Origin of the sequence: Paenibacillus sp. Marseille-Q4541 (genome assembly GCF_018310695.1) — a bacterium.
In the GTDB taxonomy this organism is placed as follows: Bacteria; Bacillota; Bacilli; order Paenibacillales; family Paenibacillaceae; genus Paenibacillus.
This window is the reverse complement of the sequence record NZ_JAGXCY010000016.1, coordinates 58245-75443: the sequence shown is the minus strand read 5'-3', so window position 1 is coordinate 75443 and position 17199 is coordinate 58245. Positions and strand designations below refer to the sequence as shown.

At 44.3% G+C, this 17199-nt stretch carries 16 protein-coding genes; 15 read left to right on the top strand and 1 reads right to left on the bottom strand.

The genetic code is table 11. The features are described 5' to 3' along the window. Window positions 1-11: 11 nt before the first annotated feature. From KFT32_RS16355 to KFT32_RS16285, 15 genes are all read left to right on the top strand, one after another. Window positions 12-1346: a 5'-deoxyadenosine deaminase gene (locus tag KFT32_RS16355; RefSeq protein WP_211748300.1), complete on the top strand. Its 1335-nt coding sequence runs from the start codon at window positions 12-14 to the stop codon at window positions 1344-1346. Between the two features lie 115 nt (window positions 1347-1461). Continuing rightward, the gene (locus KFT32_RS16350) at window positions 1462-2544 is read left to right on the top strand and encodes an XdhC family protein (RefSeq protein WP_211748299.1); all 1083 of its coding nucleotides are present in this window, start codon (window positions 1462-1464) and stop codon (window positions 2542-2544) included. Next, on the top strand, window positions 2492-3106 hold the full coding sequence (locus KFT32_RS16345) for a nucleotidyltransferase family protein (protein ID WP_211748298.1): 615 nt from the start codon (window positions 2492-2494) through the stop codon (window positions 3104-3106). Before KFT32_RS16350 ends, KFT32_RS16345 begins: the two co-directional genes overlap by 53 nt. 82 nt (window positions 3107-3188) lie before the next feature. Next, on the top strand, window positions 3189-4073 hold the full coding sequence (locus KFT32_RS16340) for an FAD binding domain-containing protein (protein WP_211748297.1): 885 nt from the start codon (window positions 3189-3191) through the stop codon (window positions 4071-4073). 52 nt (window positions 4074-4125) lie between these two features. After that, the gene (gene pucD / locus KFT32_RS16335) at window positions 4126-6423 is read left to right on the top strand and encodes a xanthine dehydrogenase subunit D (RefSeq protein ID WP_211748296.1); all 2298 of its coding nucleotides are present in this window, start codon (window positions 4126-4128) and stop codon (window positions 6421-6423) included. Next, window positions 6420-6920 (top strand): (2Fe-2S)-binding protein, encoded by a 501-nt coding sequence (locus tag KFT32_RS16330; protein ID WP_211748295.1) that lies wholly within the window; start codon window positions 6420-6422, stop codon window positions 6918-6920. The genes pucD and KFT32_RS16330 overlap by 4 nt, the downstream gene beginning before the upstream one ends. Window positions 6921-7206: 286 nt before the next feature. Beyond that, complete coding sequence (locus tag KFT32_RS16325) at window positions 7207-7782, top strand: nucleoside deaminase (protein WP_249435930.1); 576 nt, start codon at window positions 7207-7209, stop codon at window positions 7780-7782. 66 nt (window positions 7783-7848) lie between these two features. After that, window positions 7849-8886 (top strand): ABC transporter substrate-binding protein, encoded by a 1038-nt coding sequence (locus tag KFT32_RS16320; protein ID WP_211748294.1) that lies wholly within the window; start codon window positions 7849-7851, stop codon window positions 8884-8886. A gap of 192 nt (window positions 8887-9078) precedes the next feature. Continuing rightward, on the top strand, window positions 9079-9408 hold the full coding sequence (locus KFT32_RS16315) for a YnfA family protein (RefSeq protein ID WP_211748293.1): 330 nt from the start codon (window positions 9079-9081) through the stop codon (window positions 9406-9408). Window positions 9409-9575: 167 nt separating this feature from the next. After that, the gene (locus KFT32_RS16310; RefSeq protein ID WP_249435929.1) at window positions 9576-10640 is read left to right on the top strand and encodes a LacI family DNA-binding transcriptional regulator; all 1065 of its coding nucleotides are present in this window, start codon (window positions 9576-9578) and stop codon (window positions 10638-10640) included. A gap of 24 nt (window positions 10641-10664) precedes the next feature. Next, window positions 10665-11843 (top strand): Gfo/Idh/MocA family protein, encoded by a 1179-nt coding sequence (locus tag KFT32_RS16305; RefSeq protein WP_211748292.1) that lies wholly within the window; start codon window positions 10665-10667, stop codon window positions 11841-11843. Then, the gene (locus tag KFT32_RS16300; RefSeq protein ID WP_211748291.1) at window positions 11840-12562 is read left to right on the top strand and encodes a ThuA domain-containing protein; all 723 of its coding nucleotides are present in this window, start codon (window positions 11840-11842) and stop codon (window positions 12560-12562) included. The genes KFT32_RS16305 and KFT32_RS16300 overlap by 4 nt, the downstream gene beginning before the upstream one ends. 34 nt (window positions 12563-12596) lie before the next feature. Continuing rightward, a complete protein-coding gene (locus tag KFT32_RS16295) occupies window positions 12597-13703 on the top strand; it encodes a Gfo/Idh/MocA family protein (RefSeq protein WP_211748290.1) in 1107 nt (368 codons plus the stop codon). 191 nt (window positions 13704-13894) lie between these two features. Then, window positions 13895-15154 carry an MFS transporter gene (locus KFT32_RS16290; protein WP_211748289.1) on the top strand — a complete coding sequence of 420 codons (1260 nt, stop codon included), beginning with the start codon at window positions 13895-13897 and terminating at the stop codon, window positions 15152-15154. Window positions 15155-15428: 274 nt separating this feature from the next. Next, window positions 15429-15779, top strand: coding sequence for a hypothetical protein (locus KFT32_RS16285; RefSeq protein WP_211748288.1), 351 nt, complete (start codon window positions 15429-15431; stop codon window positions 15777-15779). A 72-nt stretch (window positions 15780-15851) separates the two neighbouring features. On the opposite strand, the gene KFT32_RS16280 is transcribed toward KFT32_RS16285, so the two are convergent. Continuing rightward, entirely contained in the window at window positions 15852-17198 is a 1347-nt protein-coding gene (locus tag KFT32_RS16280; protein ID WP_211748287.1) for a lytic polysaccharide monooxygenase, read from the bottom strand. Window position 17199: the final 1 nt, after the last annotated feature.

Here is a 17199-nt window from a genome sequence, read left to right as displayed (position 1 = left end):
GAGGTCATTGGATGAGTACGATTCTGATTAAAGGTGCACAAATCGTTACGATGAATGGAAACGAAGATGTTTTCGTAGGTGACTTGCTCATAGAAGATAATAAGATCAAAGAAATAGGCGTGGATATCCAGGTATTAGCAGACCGCGTCATTGATGGAACGGGGAAAGCGCTGCTTCCCGGTTTTATTCAGACTCACATTCATCTATGCCAGACTCTTTTTCGGGGACGTGCTGATGATCTGGAACTCATGGATTGGCTTCGTCAGCGGATTTGGCCCTTAGAAGCGGCTCATGATGAGGAATCGGTATTCTACTCCGCCTTGCTTGGACTTGGAGAACTGATCTCAAGCGGTACGACTACGATTCTGGACATGGAAACAGTGCATTACACGGATTCGGCTTTTCGGGCAATGGCCCAGAGTGGAATGCGTGTCGTCTCTGGTAAAGTCATGATGGATCACGGGGACGAAGTGCCTCTTCCTTTGCAAGAAACAACGACGGACTCCATTCAGCAAAGTGTAGATCTGCTGGAAAAATGGAACGGATATGGCGGTGGAAGAATTCAGTATGCTTTCTGCCCGAGGTTTGTTGTTTCATGTACGGAACAACTGCTTACGGAAGTACGAGATCTATCAGCACAGTACAATGTCAAAATTCACACCCATGCATCGGAAAACCGGGGAGAAATTGAGCTTGTCGAGAGCGAGCGTGGCATGCGTAACGTCGTCTATCTTGATCACATTGGCCTTGCCACACCTAGGTTAATACTGGCTCACTGTGTGTGGCTGAGTGAAGAAGAAAAAGAAATTATTCGCTTGCGCGGTGTGAAAGTGACCCATTGCCCAGGCTCGAATATGAAGTTATCCTCAGGCATTGCTGAAATACCGGATTTGTTAAGTCGGAAAATTCATGTCGGCATTGGTGCGGATGGTGCCCCGTGTAACAACAATTTGGATATGTTTCAGGAGATGAGAATGACTGCGTTAATGCACAAAATACCGCATGGTCCAACGGCTATGGATGCTAGAACGGTACTCCGGATGGCAACGATGGGTGGTGCTGAGGTGCTGGGAATGGAGAAGGAGATCGGTAGTCTCGAACTAGGGAAGAAGGCGGATGTAATCTTGCTGGATCTAAATGATTTTCATACCTACCCTTCCTATGAAGTGGATATTTATTCTAGGGTTGTTTATTCAGCGACTAGAAGTAATGTTGACACGGTCATTATTGATGGAGAGCTTGTCATAGAAGGGCGAACAATGAGAACTATCGATCGTTCCATTGTACTGAGGGAAGCAGATCGAAGTATTGCAAGGCTCGTAAGCCGAATTCAAGAAATCTCCTAACGGTCTTTATAAAGAATATCCATGTCCAGGATACGGGCGGCCTAAGCCGCTCGTATTTCTACATTCATCGTCTATGTCAGGTTTAGAGCAAAGTACAGTTAAAGGAGGAAATCAAATGGAAATGCATGATATTTGTGAAGCTGTACTAAGTGAGCTAGGGCCGATCGTTCTTGCTACAACGGTTTATGTAGAAGGTCATGCGTATCGTAAGCAAGGGGTTTCCATGCTCTTTACGAAGGACGGCGGGATGATAGGTAGCCTCAGCCCAGGCTGTATCGAGACTGATCTAGCTTTGCGTGCGGAAGAAGTATTGCAATCAGGTAGACCTCAGTTGGGTCTATACGATATGAGGCCAGAAGATGATTTGTCATGGGGGGAGAACATCGGCTGTGGTGGACTGCTCCATATTTTGCTTGAGCCTGTGAAGGAAGATTTGAAACGTCATCTTACTTTAGCGAAATCCTATTTAGATCAAGGGTATTCCATTACAATTCGACGGGTGTGGAATGAGCCGAGGCGCTATGTTCAACATTGGATTGAGAAAAGAGAGACTTCATTCAAAACGGAGGAATATTCAAAAAGAAAAGTATATCCTTATGAATCAAAAAAGTCAGATCGCCCAGTAGACGCAAGATCAAATAAAGAGGAAGTTTATTTACTTCATTATGACCCAAAACCAAGACTTCTCATTATAGGAGCTGGTAATGATTCTATACCACTCGTCAAACTTGCTGCCAATTCGGGATTCCGTGTCACAGTCGCTGATTGGCGTGAAGCCCTATGCACAGAAGAGCGATTTCCGGATGCTTCGATTCTGATTGGTTTTCCCGATGAAATCTATCGCTCTTTCCAGATAAAGGAGCAGGATTATGTGCTGTTAATGAGTCATCAATTTCCGAAGGAACGGGCGTTTTTGGAAAAATTGCAGCACACTTCTTATCGATACCTCGGCATTTTAGGTTCCAGAACAAGAGCTTCAAGACTCCTCGAAGGATTACCGTCTTTCCCTCATCTTCACACTCCAGTTGGTATCAAGATTGGTTCAGAAGGTCCCGAAGAAATAGCCATCAGTATTGCTGCTGAACTTATTGCTGTGAAACGAAAAAAATCTAAGAATTATGATGAGGGTGAGGAGGAGTGCAGTTATGTTGACGGCAGGGATCATACTCGCCGCAGGCCAAAGTCGGCGCATGGGTAAGAGTAAAGTTGATATTCCGCTGAAAAGTGTTCCCCTTGGGTCTTACGCGGTGAATGCTGCTTTAGCATCAGATCTTGATCTTGTCATTGTGGTAGTAAGACTGGATGACTCCCTCCACTGGCTGAAGCATCTGCCATCTACCGAGAGACTTGTTGTCATAAGATGCTCTAACGCCCATATGGGAATGAGTCATTCTCTTCGTAGTGGGGTGAAAGTGGCTGAGGATAGGAAAGTCGATTGTGTTGTGATTTTACTCGCGGATCAGCCGCTGGTTCGAATGGAACATATCAATACTTTACTCTCCGTGTACTCGTTATCCTCTACACTTCACTATGTTTCAGCTATTGATGGCAATCTGGATAAGCCTCCGCTTCTTCTTTCGAATAAGATCTTTTCTGTTATATGTCAACTTGAAGGAGATATAGGAGCGAGACAGATCATTCGAAATCGTTCCTATCTGGGAGAACGAATAATACTAGATAAAGAAGTGTTCTATGATGCAGACACACCTGAAGCATTAGAGCAAATAAGCGAGCATATGGAAACTATCGAAAGTTATTAATCATGGACATACCAGATTTAAATAGAAACAGAGAATGATAGGATAGTCATTCTGTTGAGAGGAAAGGGGCTTTTGTATGGGAATGGGGACTGAAAAAATAATGTTTCCTGAGTTATGGCTGCCATCCAACTTGGAAGAGGCGAGGGATATCGCAATTCGGGTAACTCCTCATTTTGGGTGGGCGGCAGGTACCACACTATTACGAACACAGTGGGAAATGGGTACGGCCCCCATGCCGCGGCATCTCATCAGCCTTGGACAGATACCGGACCTGGACACATTTTTAGAAGAGTCGGATAGATTTCGTATTGGTGCATTCTCCAAACTTAAAGCTTGTGCTGACAATGAAGTAGTAAGAAATGTGTTCCCCTTGATTGGTCAGGCGATTGATCAGATTTCAGCCCCATCCATACGAAATTTGGCAACCTTAGGTGGTAATGTGGCTTCTGGAGTGGGGGATTCGATTCCAGCCCTACTTGTATATGGCGGAAGCTTACAGTGGATGACAGAAGCGGGACTGATTGAGAAGGGATTGGCTGATTGGCTGGAGGAATGGCGATTAGGAAAGCGGGATGCTCATGAATTTCTAACTGGGATTTATGTACAAATACCTGACTCGGAATCGGTGGCGAACGGAAGGATGATTTATTTTTATAGAAAAATCGGAAGAAGAGAGGCATTTACTCCTTCGCTTGTGACGATTGCTTTTCACGGGAAGCTGAGCAAAAGCGGAGAGTGGATTTCACTTGCTATGGCTGCGGGAGGGGGTTCGGGCACTGCAATGCGACTGACACACAGTGAGAATTTCGTTCGTAGGTATCCGGCTAAAGAGCTGTCTCTCACCAAACTTACCGAGCAAATTCAAGCCGAGTTTGTTACGTATAGTGATGCATTTGCTTCCGAAACATACCGAAAACAGACTGCTGCAAATTTATTCGCTTCTGAATTATGGAAGGAATTGAGATGAACATGGACAATTTAGTATAGCCGCATTCATTGGGAGAAGAGGAGTGGTGAACATGCTGCTAAACCGAGAGACAAGTGGGAGTAAATGGCATAAACGCCCGGATGGGAAAGAAAAAGTAACGGGCGATCTGCAATATCTCACGGACAAATCACTACCAGATATGCTTTATGGCCGTGTCAAACGAAGTGATCATCCTTTTGCCCGAATTAAGAGTGTAGATATATCCGAAGCAGAGGTTTTGCAGGGGGTTCATATGGTGCTCACTCATAAAGATGTCCCTGGTTTGAATGGTTTTGGTATTGCGACACCCGATCAGCCTGTTTTTTGTGATGAGTTTGTTAGATACACAGGTGATGCCATAGCTGCGGTTGCGGCGGATACGCCAGAGATTGCAGAGCGTGCGCTTTGCTTAATCCGCATCGAATACGAGGTGTTGTCCCCACTAAGTTCACCAGAGGCAGCTCTTATGGATGATGCACCTGATTTGCATCCGGAGGGGAACGTACTGCACCGGACTGAAGTGAAGCGTGGCAATGCGAGGTCTGACCTTCAGGAAAGTGATCTGATAATCAGGGAGGTGTATTACACCCCGCGTCAAATGCACACTTATATGGAAACGGAAGGAGGGCTGTTTGTTCCAGAAGCAAATGGCAGGCTCACGGTCTATGCTCCAACACAGCATGGATATAAAGATCGAATGCAGTTAGCTCGTATTTTAGATATGCCTGAAGAATCCATTCGTGTTGTATCAAGTCCCATAGGCGGATCATTTGGAGGCAAGGATGAACTGAATGTTCAGCCATATGGATCGCTGCTGGCTCTAAAGACAGGGCGTCCTGTCAAATTCCATAATTCTCGTAAAGAGTCAGTACGAGCGGGGCTGAAGCGTCATCCTATGAAAATAGAGATGGAAACAGGATTTACTAGGGAAGGGTTGATCACTTCCCATATTGTTCGTATTTTGTCTGATACGGGTGCGTATGCAACGCTAGGAGCTCCGGTGCTGAATTTTGCGACAGAACATTCCATGGGGCCTTATCAAATTCCAAGTGTGGATGTTGAAGGATTGTCGGTGTATACGAATAATGGAGTCTCTGGGGAGTTTAGGGGATTTGGAGGGAACCAAGCGATCTTTGCGATGGAAGGACAAATGGACCGTGCTGCTGATCTTCTAGGGCTTGACCCATGGGAGATTCGTAGGCGTAATCTGCGCATCAGTACCGATCCAGGACCATTAGGACAGCAGATTTTGGCGACAAACGGGCTGAGTGAAGTATGGGAAGCTGTACACCATTCCGCGCTATGGAAGCAGAGGAATCAAGAGGGGAAATCTCAATCTCCGCCTTGGATGGTAAGAGGAATGGGGGCGTCACTTGCAATGCATGGTGCGGGGCTTGGTTATGGGATTCCTGATCCTGCAGGAGGTAGACTGAGGCTAAATGAGTCTGGCAAGATTGAGGTTGCTTTTAGTTATGAAGAATTTGGTCAAGGGCTTGTTGCTACGCTTGAAATTATGTTGTGCGATATTTTTTGCTGCAAGCCAGAGGATTTGGAAATTGTTATCGGAGATACGGACCGAGTTCCGCATAGTGGTTCAAGTACCGCTTCCAGGTCAACGACCATGGCTTGGATGGCTCTGCAGCGATTGAAATCTCCTTTCACTGACAAAGTGATTCGACTCTGTGCGCAAGCGACGGGACTTTCCGTAGCAGAACTAGTAACAGGGCCGGGAGGGATCTGGCATCGGCTTAGCGATTCATCACAGGAGATGGAAAAAGTGATGTCTTATCTAGACATTGCAGAGCTCGTTCCTATGGAAGACGTAACATTCGATACGGAGTTTCAATATCCAACAACACCAGATGAAGTCATGGGAGGACATTTTCTCTATACGTATGCTGCGGTGATTGCTGAAGTAGAAGTCAACACATTAACAGGTCAGGTTTGTGTAGAAGAGATCAAACATATTGTGGCAGCAGGTCCTGTCATGAATCCGATGGGTTATGTAGGGCAGATTGAGGGAGGTAGTGGAATGGCACTCGGCTTTACGTTGATGGAAGATGCCGTGATGGATCACAGCATGTATTTGACTTCCAACCTGGACACGTATTTGATTCCTACCTTTCAAGATATGCAGCGGAATTTAACTGTTGAGGCTATCGAAAATTTACCTGAAAACGACCCTTTTGGACCGAGAGGGATTGGGGAGATTGGATCAGTAGCGCTTGCGCCCGCGATTGTATCGGCGATTCATCAAGCAACGGGAGTGTGGTTGAACAAATTGCCAATCAACAGAGAGCTTTTGGCTAAACCGCTACACTTTGAAACGAAAGAAGGGGTGTGGCCATGACAAAAGGGACATCACTCATGACTTGGAACGGAATGATTAATGGGGAGTTTATACAACTTGAGGTGCCAGCGACAGAACGGTTGGTTACCATCTTAAGGGATGGATTACTTTTGACGGGGACGAAAATCTCCTGCGAAATCGGCAGATGCGGTGCATGCATGGTTTTATTGAATGGAGAGCCGGTTAACTCTTGTCTCTTGATGGCCTATCAGTGCGATGGGCAAGAGATACAGACGATCGAAGGCCTTGCACCATGGAATGAAAAAGAACTTCACCCGATTCAGCAAGCTTTTATTGATGAAGGCGGATTTCAGTGTGGTTATTGTACACCGGGTATGATATTAAGTACGACTACATTGCTGAAAAATCATCCTGATCCTACGGTGGAACAGATTGAAAACGCGCTGTGCGGCAATCTTTGTCGGTGCACCGGTTATGGGGGGATTATTCGTGCCGTTCAGCAAGCCGCGGCTTCATGTAAAGTGGATAAAGAATAGTATCAATCCGAATAAAAAGAAACCCCGTATCCTTGAGGAGACGGGGTTTCATATGCTTCCTTGATCCATGCTTCAGGATATCCAGGAATTCAATTGGAAGTGAGTGAGAAAGTTCACTATAAAAGATGGAGGATATATATTAACATATAATGTTATGTAATTTATAAATTAAGATGTTGTTTCCACGGATAGACCCGGTAATTGATAAACTAATGTGAGTTATATGTGCGAATTCACAAAAATACTAGTTATTATTATTCATAACGCTGAATATGTGGTAGATTAATTGACACTAAAAGTAGAAGTGACTAAAATCAAAATAGATCAGAGAGACAAGGGAGCGATGGCTATGGGGAGTCAAGAAAAACAGTGGGATCACATTACTTTTTTGAGAAGAACAGTTGAAATTTCACGGATCGCACGCGAAAGTGGGAACACGCCTTTTGGTGCGTTACTGGTTGACAAAGAAGGAAACATTTTGATGGAGCAGGGCAATGTCGAGATCACAGAGCATCGTTGTACAGGTCATGCCGAAACCGCTTTGATGGAAAAAGCTTCTCATACATATACTCCCGAATTTTTATGGGATTGTACTTTATATACGACTGCAGAACCTTGTGCGATGTGTGCTGGGGCCATGTACTGGGGGAACTTGGGCAGAGTCGTGTTTGGGATTACCGAGAAGGAACTGCTTGTCCTTACAGGAGATGATCCGCAAAATCCAACGTTTGATCTGCCCTGTCGTGAAATTTTTGCAAGAGGTCAGAAAAAAATCGGAGTGATTGGACCTTTTCCAGAGCTGGCCGATGAAATCGTTGCGGTACATGCTGGGTACTGGAATATGACCAGAACGGAAGCTTAAAAGTAGATCACCTTACACGAATAAGAACATTGCTTTTATTAATCGAGAAAGTGGAGCGTGATTGGGATGTGGAAGAAGTCAGGTAAACGCAGTGGTAAGTCCGTTAAAGTGGGAGCTTTGTTCATTGCTTTGAGTATGGCACTAACCGCATGCGGAGGGGGAAACGGAGGAGTTCAAGACTCGAATAATGCTTCTCCCGCCACAGAGCCAGCAAGTAAAACTTCAGTAAAAGTCGTGCTGAACTGGTTTGCGAAAACGGAACACGGCGGATTTTATGCAGCGAAGGAAGATGGCATCTATGATGATAAAAACCTGGATGTGACGATTGAACCTGGTGGACCCCAAGTATCTTCTATTCAAATTGTAGCTTCAGGGAAAGCGGAGTTCGGTGTTGCACATGCTGATCAAATTTTGCTGGCACGTAAAGAAGGAATTCCGATTGTAGCTCTTGCTACCACGTTCCAGATTAGTCCACAAGCGTTAATGTATCACGAAGGATCAGGTATTTCCGATTTTGGAGATTTAAATGGAAGAACGGTATTCATTCAACAAGGGCAACCATACTGGGAGTATATTAAACATAAATACAAGCTAGATACGGTTAAAGAAGTCGCTTATACAGGTCAGCACGGCAATTTTATTGAGGATACACAATCAGCTAGTCAATCTTTTGTTAACGGAGAGCCCTTTGTCGTTGAGAAACAAGGTATAAAGGTGGATACAAAATTAATAGCTGACTCCGGCTACAGACCATATGCAGCAGTTATTTACACAACAGAGAAGTACTTGAAAGAGAATCCAGAAGCGGTGAAAGCTTTCATAGGTGGTACAGTAGAAGGTTGGAATGATTACAAAGAGAACTATGAGAAAATCAACAAAAAGATTAATGAAGTCAACACAAACCTTGCAGAAGATGAAATTGCATTTGGAGAGGAAGCGCAGCGGGAGTATGTATATGGATATGATGCAGAAGAACATGGCGTCGGATACATGACAGAAGAGCGCTGGTTAGAACTGATGAATCAACTAATGGAAATCGGACTTCTTGATCAAGAGATCGATGTAAAAACGGTGTTTACAACCGATTATTTACCTGAACATTAGATTTGTAAGAAGGCGACTATAGATTAGTAAGCTGCGGGACTTTGCTCTTTCGTTTGAGCAGAGTCCTTTTTTGTTGAACTTCCTCACACGAGAGGGAATTCCCAATTGTAACCAATCCCCGAGGTTCTGTTCTGGTATAATAATTAACGACATTTTCTATCTCAACTTCGTTTAAAGGAGAAAGTAATTCTGATGATATTATCTATACTTATATTTATGATTGCAGGACTGGCCGAAATCGGAGGGGGCTATTTAGTCTGGTTATGGCTTCGAGAGGGGAGGAATTACTGGTATGGAATTGTGGGAAGCCTCGTTCTGGTCATATACGGTATTATTCCGACGCTTCAACAATTCCCTTCTTTTGGGAGGGTGTATGCAGCATATGGAGGCGTATTTGTCATTATGGCAGTACTTTGGGGCTGGGGAATCGACAAAAAGACACCAGACCTATACGACTGGATCGGAGCGTTGTTATGTTTGGCAGGTGTGGCCGTCATGTTATGGGCTCCGAGAAACGGATAATATACAAAAAATACGAGTCTCAAACATAGGATTATATCTCAATGATATGTAATTCATAAGACCTGTAAAACAGCGGTGAGTAGAGTTGCTGTTCGAGGGTCTTTTTTTATACTTTTCTTATTGACAGTAACGGAGAGACATGAGAGAATGTACGCGCGTACATTAAAATGGAAATGAGTGGATTTACTATCGCTACACGAAAAGAAGTTGCTGAATTAGCAGGTGTGTCGGAAGCAACCGTATCCAGGGTACTGAACGGGGTTGGGCCTATGAAGGAAGAAACAAGGGCCAAGGTGCTATTTGCAGCAGGGAAACTTGGATATGTACCGAGCGCGCTTGCTCGTAGCTTCGCAAAAAATCGAAGCGGTAATCTTGGCGTAGTTTTACCTTACATTCCGAAGGCTCGGTTATTCTCAAGTTATTATTTCTCGGAAATGCTGAGTGGAATCGGAAGTATTGTTCGAGAGCATGGCTATGATCTACTCCTGCTATTTCGAAGTGAACAAGAACAACAGGAATATGAATCTTTTTTTCGGGCTCAGAAGGTAGATGCTCTCATTATACTTGGCTCGAGGGATGAACCAGGTGAAAGGGAAGCGATACGTAAACTACAGGATGCTAAGTATCCTTTCCTTGTGGTCAATCAGCATTTTGAAGGGGAGTCTTTTCCTGAAGTGGATGTGGACCATGAAGAAGGGAGCAGGCAGGCAGTAAACCATCTGATTAGGCAAGGGTGTAACCGAATTGGATTTCTAAATGGTCCTTTATCTTATTCCAACAGCGTAGATCGTTTGTCAGGTTACCAAAAAGCATTGGAACAAGGCGGTCATGACCTCACTCCAACCTATTTGTTTGAAGGTAACTTTAGTCGCCGAAGCGGATACGAGGCAGCAGAGAAGATGATAGAGCATTTGACAGAGATGGACGGTTTGTTTGTTGCAAATGATCGGATGGCCATCGGTGTGTTACAAAAGTTCAGGGAACAACATATCCCCGAAGTAAATTACCCGAAGATTGTTGCTTATGACGATTCTGATGCAGCTGAAATAACGGTACCACCGTTAAGCAGTGTAAGAGTTCCTTTTTACGAAATGGGAACGATCGCTGCCAGAAAATTACTTCAAATATGTGATGATGCTGTACAGACCAACAAGTGGTTTGACGATCCTGTACGGGAGTTGCTACAAGCAGAACTTATTGTACGTGCTTCTTCCGATGGAACACGAGTGTAATTAACCAAACGAGGAGGATTAAGTATGTGTTCAGTTCGTGTTGGGATGATTGGATATAAATTTATGGGAAAAGCACACAGCAACGCTTACCGTAGTGTTCCTATGTTTTTCCCAAAAGTGAAAAGACCAGAAATGGCCGTTATTTGTGGGCGGGATGAAGCAGCGGTAAAAGAAGCACAGGAACAATTTGGCTGGCAAGAAAGTCTGACCGATTGGAAGGAACTTGTCACCCGCGATGACATTGATCTCATTGATATTAATGCTCCAAGCAATGTACACAAAGATATCGCGATGGCTGCAGCCAAAGCAGGCAAACATATTTTCTGTGAAAAACCGTTAGCGCTTTCACTTGCTGACTCACGTGACATGCTAGAAGCCGCAGAATTAGCAGGCATCAAGCATATGATCGGTTTTAATTATCGTTTTTCACCGGCCGTACAGCTTGCGAAAGAACTAATTACGAGCGGAAGGCTCGGCGAAATTTATCATTTCCGTGCGACATTTTTACAGGACTGGATCTTGGACCCTGAGTTTCCACTTGTATGGCGTTTGCAAAAAGAGATTGCCGGTTCCGGATCTCATGGTGATCTTGGAGCTCATCTAATCGATATGGCGCGTTTTCTGGTAGGTGAGTTTAAAGAAGTCATCGGGATGAGCGAAACTTTTATCAAAGAGCGTCCAATTGCATCTGCAATGACGGGACTTACGGCAACGAAAGGAAGCACCAATTCCGAAAAAGGACCGGTCACCGTAGATGATGCAACTTTATTTTTAGCAAGGTTTGAAAACGGTGCCATGGGTAGTATTGAAGCAACAAGGTTCGCGGCTGGCCATCGCAGCACGAATTCTTTTGAAGTTAACGGCAGCAAAGGCAGTGTGAGATTTGATTTTGAACGGATGAATGAGCTGGACGTTTATTTTACAAGCGATGATGAAGATGTACAGGGATTTCGCCGGGTACTAGCTACAGATGGCGTTCACAAATATGCGGAAGCATGGTGGCCAGCAGGGCACCCGATTGGTTTTGATCAGACGTTTACCCACGAGATGGTAGAGTTCATGAATGCGATCGAAGAAGACCGTCAGCCGGTTCCTAACTTTTCGGATGGGGTGAAATGTCAGGCTGTATTGGAAGCGGTTGAAAAGTCAATAGTAGAGCGTCGCTGGGTCGAACTTAACGAGATGGAGGACATGAACAAATGAAAAAAGCACTGATCGTATGGGGTGGCTGGGATGGTCATGAGCCTGAACTTGTGTCGGCATTGTTTGATGAGTGGCTTACTGAAGCAGGTTTTGACGTAGAAAGGGCGAATACGCTGGATGCCTATGCTGATGCAGAGAAACTTCGTGAGCTAGATCTGATCGTACCTATGTGGACGATGGATACGATCGAACAGAAATATGTGGAGAACGTGTCTGCCGCTGTTATTAATGGAGTCGGTCTAGCCGGTTGTCATGGAGGGATGTGTGACTCATTTCGAACGAATGTGGATTGGCAGTTTATGACGGGAGGTCAATGGGTAGCTCATCCAGGTAATGATGGAGTGGAATATACCGTTGAGATTAAAAATAGCTCAAGTCCTCTGCTTGCAGGTATAGACAATTTTCAAGTAAAAAGCGAACAGTATTATCTCCACATTGATCCAGCGGTAGAGGTTTTGGCAACAACAAGATTTCCTCTGGCAGAAGGTCCACATAGTACGAACGGTGCTGTGGATATGCCCGTAGTATGGACCAAAAAATGGGGGCAGGGCCGAGTGTTCTATAATTCGCTAGGTCATCATGCCGACATTATGGAAATACCTTCTGTGAAAGAGATCATGACTCGGGGCCTGCTGTGGGCTGCGGAAGGAAAAGAACTTGTAAGCACAAGAAATTCTGCTGCTAAAGCGTATACAGGAATGGCCGATAACCAGCTATAAAGAAGAATTCGACATGGCGAAGGGAGATTTTACGTTGAAAAAGGTGAAGGTAGGTATTATAGGCTGTGGAAAAATAAGCGGAATTTACATGGAAAATTGCAATAAGTTTGACATATTAGAACTTGCTGCATGTGCTGATCTTGATTTGGATCGTGCCAAAGAACAGGCTGCAGCTTATCATATCCCCAAGGCAGTAACGGTTTCTGAACTTTTAGCAGATCCGGAGATTGAAATTGTTATCAATCTGACCATCCCTGCGGTTCATGCCAACGTTTGTTTGCAGGCGCTTGAAGCAGGTAAGCATGTTTATGTTGAGAAACCGCTAGCTGTTACACGGGAGGAAGGCAAGCAAGTATTGAACCGTGCTCGTGAGCTTGGGCTGCTAGTGGGATGTGCACCGGAAACCTTTTTTGGAACAGGTATTCAGACTGCGCTGAGAACAATTACAGAGGGACACATTGGAACCCCTGTAAGTGCGGCGGCATTTATGATGAGCCGTGGTCATGAACATTGGCATCCGGATCCCGAGTTCTACTACGCTGCTGGCGGAGGACCCATGTTTGATATGGGACCTTATTATTTGACAGCACTTATTCAGCTGCTCGGCCCTATTGCAAGCGTAACGGGAATGACAAGTACCGCTTTAGAAGAACGGGTGATTACGAGCGAAAAGAAACATGGGCAACAGATCAAGGTAGATACTCCTACCCATGTTACGGGTCTCATGAGATTCCGCCAAGGCGCTGTAGCGAGTATCATTACAAGCTTTGATATATTTGGCGGCAGTACTCTCCCGAACATCGAGATTCATGGTACGAAGGGGTCACTCCTCGTTCCTGACCCGAACTCATTCGGCGGTCCAGTAAAAATAAAACGTATGGGTGAAACGGATTGGACAGAAGTTCCATTACTCCCAGGATACGATAGTAATACACGCGGAATCGGACCAGCTGATATGGCTTATGCCATACGAAATGGACGCAGTCACAGAGCTAGTGGAGAACTTGCATACCATGTGCTTGAAGCCATGTGGGCATTTCATGATGCATCTACGGATGGTGAACATTACACGATGGAAAGTACTTGCGAAAGTCCGAAACCACTGCCAGTAGATCTTCCTTTATACACGCTGGATAAGTAAACAAAAGCTGTTTAGAGCCCTCTTGCATAGCAATAGGGCTTTTTCTTATGTTTCTCTAAAAGTATAATAAAGGAACTAAAGAGAACTGATTTTGATGGAACGATATGCAAAAAATATGTTTTCAAATACAATAGCAGTAATACATAAATACATGTACTTATTTTATAACTACAGGAGATGACAACATTGGGATGAATACAGAATTAGCTTCCATTACAGAGAATTATAGTACATCACTACAGAAGCAAAAGAAACTATATGAGCGCACCCTTCTCATCGTCTGTATTTCCCAAATTTTTGGAGGCGCAGGACTTGCAGCAGGGATTACAGTAGGTGCATTACTCGCACAACAAATGCTTGGAACAGATGCATACGCGGGCGTACCGGCAGCTTTATTTACACTTGGTTCCGCAGCAGCAGCTTTTCTTGTTGGGAGAATATCAGCGAAGCATGGACGACGAATGGGACTCACAACAGGCTATTTAATTGGGGGATTTGGGGCGGCAGGTACTGTTGCGGCTGCTATGACAAATCAGATATGGCTCCTATTTGTTTCCTTACTCTTATACGGATTTGGAACAGCTACGAATCTTCAGGCGCGATATGCTGGTACAGATTTGGCTAACCCATCTCAGCGAGGGACTGCGATCAGTATTGCAATGGTATCTACGACGTTTGGAGCGGTAGCCGGGCCAAACTTAGTAGGGGTCATGGGAGACTTTGCTCTATCCTTAGGAATACCTGAGCTAGCAGGTCCTTTTATTCTTGCAGGTACCGCATTTCTTTTAGCCGCGCTGATCAATTTCTCACTGCTTCGTCCTGACCCGTTATTAATTGCGAAGGCAATGTATTCTCAGCAGAAGAAAACGGAAGATCAACATCTTTTACACTCAGTGAATATAGAAAGGAATAGGCGAGGAATTCAGATTGGTTCAGCCATTATGATCCTAACGCAAATCGTGATGGTCGCCATTATGACGATGACTCCTGTACACATGCTGCATCATGGTCACACGATAGCTCAGGTTGGGCTTGTCATCGGCATTCATGTAGGGTGTATGTACCTACCATCACTGTTTACCGGAATTCTTATAGATAAGCTAGGTCGCTTTCCTATGGCAATTGCAGCTGGCGTTGTTTTACTAACAGCGGGTTTGACAGCGGCAATGGCACCAAGTGATTCTTTAATTATGCTTATTGTTGCTCTTGGACTGCTTGGACTCGGTTGGAATTTAGGATTAATTAGTGGAACAACACTGATTATTGATTCAACCCACATTACGACACGCGCTAAAATTCAGGGATCTGTCGATGTATTTATTGCCCTCTCAGGTGCTCTTGGTGGAGCACTCTCAGGAATGGTTGTTGCCGGAAGCAGTTACATGGTTCTCTCACTAGCTGGAGGATTGATATCTCTGTTATTAATTCCTATTGTATTAAGATCTAAATAATTGTTTTTACGGAGGAGCATGCCTTAGAAAGAAATCATAGGCATGCTTTTTTATGCCTACATTTCTAAAATATAACACTGAAAAACGTCTCTCATTCGCTTATGATAGATTTATGGAAGAAGACCATCATTGCTTGCGAGCCAAATTTGATTTAAATAACCAGTCAACGGATTCTGAAACAATAAATAAAGGAAAATGCAAAAAAAGTATTGTAATTCTTATAAAACCTAGTATAATACTCGGTAAAAGAGAGCAAAGGAGATGCAGGTGGAACATGAACACACAAAACCTAACCCATTCATTACAAATTGATGATTATTTAGATCTCCTAAATTATGCAACCCGTATTGAAGATGAAGCATGGAGACAGTCGATTATAGAGCAAATGAGAACCTTTATAGAGAGTCCGGTACAGAAACAAAATCTTCCTGCCCGGAGCGATCTATGGGTGCGGTTTGATGCACTGAATGATGAATTACTTGAACTTTTCAAACAACTAAAAGAAGAAACAGATCTGAAAGCAAAAGAGTATGTAACCGAGCAGATCTGGAAGCTGAAATACGAGCGAGTCATGATATCAAGGCAGCTTGAATCCATTGTTAATGCGAAAAACAGTACCCAATAAATTTAAATAGATGAGTAAGCAAAAAAAGAGGCCTGATATTGAAACGGGCCTCTTTTTTGTAATGAATAATAATTAATTAACTGTCCACAGTGCTGGTGTTGTAGCTGGTTCCCAACCCGTCAAAGCAGTATGAGGTTGAACACATTTATAAACAACCCCATTGTAAGTAACTAAGTCATTTGCTTTGTAAGCGGTTCCAGATGCCCATGCTGGAGCTGATGTGGAAGGAGCAGAAGTAGTCACTGTTAAAGCATTACTTGCAGCAGATACATTACCAGCAGCATCTTTGGCTTTTACTGTAAATGTGTAGTTTGTGCTGCCTGTAAGTCCAGTTACTGTGTATTCAAGAGTCGTTCCAGAAACGCTACCTACCAGTGTGTTTCCAGAGTAGATATCATAACCGGTCACTGCAACGTTATCTGTAGAAGCAGACCACATGAGAGACACGGAATTTGCATTTACAGCCATGGAATGAAGACCGCTTGGAGCTGTTGGAGCCGTAGTATCGGGAGTAGAAGCGCCGGCTGTTTGCACAGTCAGTACGTTACTTGCTCCGGATACATTACCAGCAGCATCTTTGGCTTTTACTGTAAAAGTATAACTTGTGTTAGCAGTTAAGCCCGTAGCATTGTAAGACAGAGTGGAACCAGAAACACTGCCAACGAGTGTGCTTCCACGGTAAACATCGTAGCCAGTTACACCTACATTGTCTGTAGCAGCATTCCAAGCAAGAGATACGCTTGTTGCTGTTGTGCCAGAAGAACGAAGGCTAGTTGGAGCTGTTGGTGCTGTTGTATCTGTAGCTCCACCACCACCGGAAATATTTGCATCAATTGTATTGTAGAAAGCGTTTCCAGTATCGGAAATTTCCCATACCGCTAGGATAATATGATACCCGCTGCGATCAGAAGGGATGTTGCAAGAATGCGTTACTGTAAAATCAGGTCTTTTACCACCATCATCAATTTTACAGAAGAGTTCAATGTTAGAACGAGTAATCGGTTGGCTTTGATCCCAACCTGGTTTTGTAATGTAGTATTTCCATTCTTTTGTTGCATGTGCTGCAGTTAATGTCCAAGTAAATGTATTGCTACCTGTGTTCATGTTTACTTTTTTCCATCTTGTTGGAGATTGTTCATTCATTTCTGGGAATACACCAGCGCCGGAGAGTTGTCCATCTGCAGGTCCTTCTGCAGGGAAGTTACCTTTGGCTTCAAGAGATTGCGGTTCATACTGTACATTACCACATCCGGTGTTTTGTCCTTGTTTACACAAGAACGCGCGACTTTGCGGAGCACTGAGATATCCGTGAGCAGAAGCGATTCCTGCAGTCACCAGACCTACCACGAGGGCAAATGCCAAGCCGAGCAAAATGCGAAAACGGAAACCTTTTCTTCCAAGCAAGCGTTGTTCTGTCAAA

What these genes read in the sequence shown, in the direction of transcription:
- KFT32_RS16355 (WP_211748300.1), top strand. Translation starts at nt 12, where the DNA reads ATGAGTACGATTCTGATTAAAGGTGCACAAATCGTTACGATGAATGGA.
- KFT32_RS16350 (WP_211748299.1), top strand. Translation starts at nt 1,462, where the DNA reads ATGGAAATGCATGATATTTGTGAAGCTGTACTAAGTGAGCTAGGGCCG.
- KFT32_RS16345 (WP_211748298.1), top strand. Translation starts at nt 2,492, where the DNA reads ATGTTGACGGCAGGGATCATACTCGCCGCAGGCCAAAGTCGGCGCATG.
- KFT32_RS16340 (WP_211748297.1), top strand. Translation starts at nt 3,189, where the DNA reads ATGGGGACTGAAAAAATAATGTTTCCTGAGTTATGGCTGCCATCCAAC.
- pucD (WP_211748296.1), top strand. Translation starts at nt 4,126, where the DNA reads ATGCTGCTAAACCGAGAGACAAGTGGGAGTAAATGGCATAAACGCCCG.
- KFT32_RS16330 (WP_211748295.1), top strand. Translation starts at nt 6,420, where the DNA reads ATGACAAAAGGGACATCACTCATGACTTGGAACGGAATGATTAATGGG.
- KFT32_RS16320 (WP_211748294.1), top strand. Translation starts at nt 7,849, where the DNA reads ATGTGGAAGAAGTCAGGTAAACGCAGTGGTAAGTCCGTTAAAGTGGGA.
- KFT32_RS16315 (WP_211748293.1), top strand. Translation starts at nt 9,079, where the DNA reads ATGATATTATCTATACTTATATTTATGATTGCAGGACTGGCCGAAATC.
- KFT32_RS16310 (WP_249435929.1), top strand. Translation starts at nt 9,576, where the DNA reads ATGGAAATGAGTGGATTTACTATCGCTACACGAAAAGAAGTTGCTGAA.
- KFT32_RS16305 (WP_211748292.1), top strand. Translation starts at nt 10,665, where the DNA reads ATGTGTTCAGTTCGTGTTGGGATGATTGGATATAAATTTATGGGAAAA.
- KFT32_RS16300 (WP_211748291.1), top strand. Translation starts at nt 11,840, where the DNA reads ATGAAAAAAGCACTGATCGTATGGGGTGGCTGGGATGGTCATGAGCCT.
- KFT32_RS16290 (WP_211748289.1), top strand. Translation starts at nt 13,895, where the DNA reads ATGAATACAGAATTAGCTTCCATTACAGAGAATTATAGTACATCACTA.
- KFT32_RS16285 (WP_211748288.1), top strand. Translation starts at nt 15,429, where the DNA reads ATGAACACACAAAACCTAACCCATTCATTACAAATTGATGATTATTTA.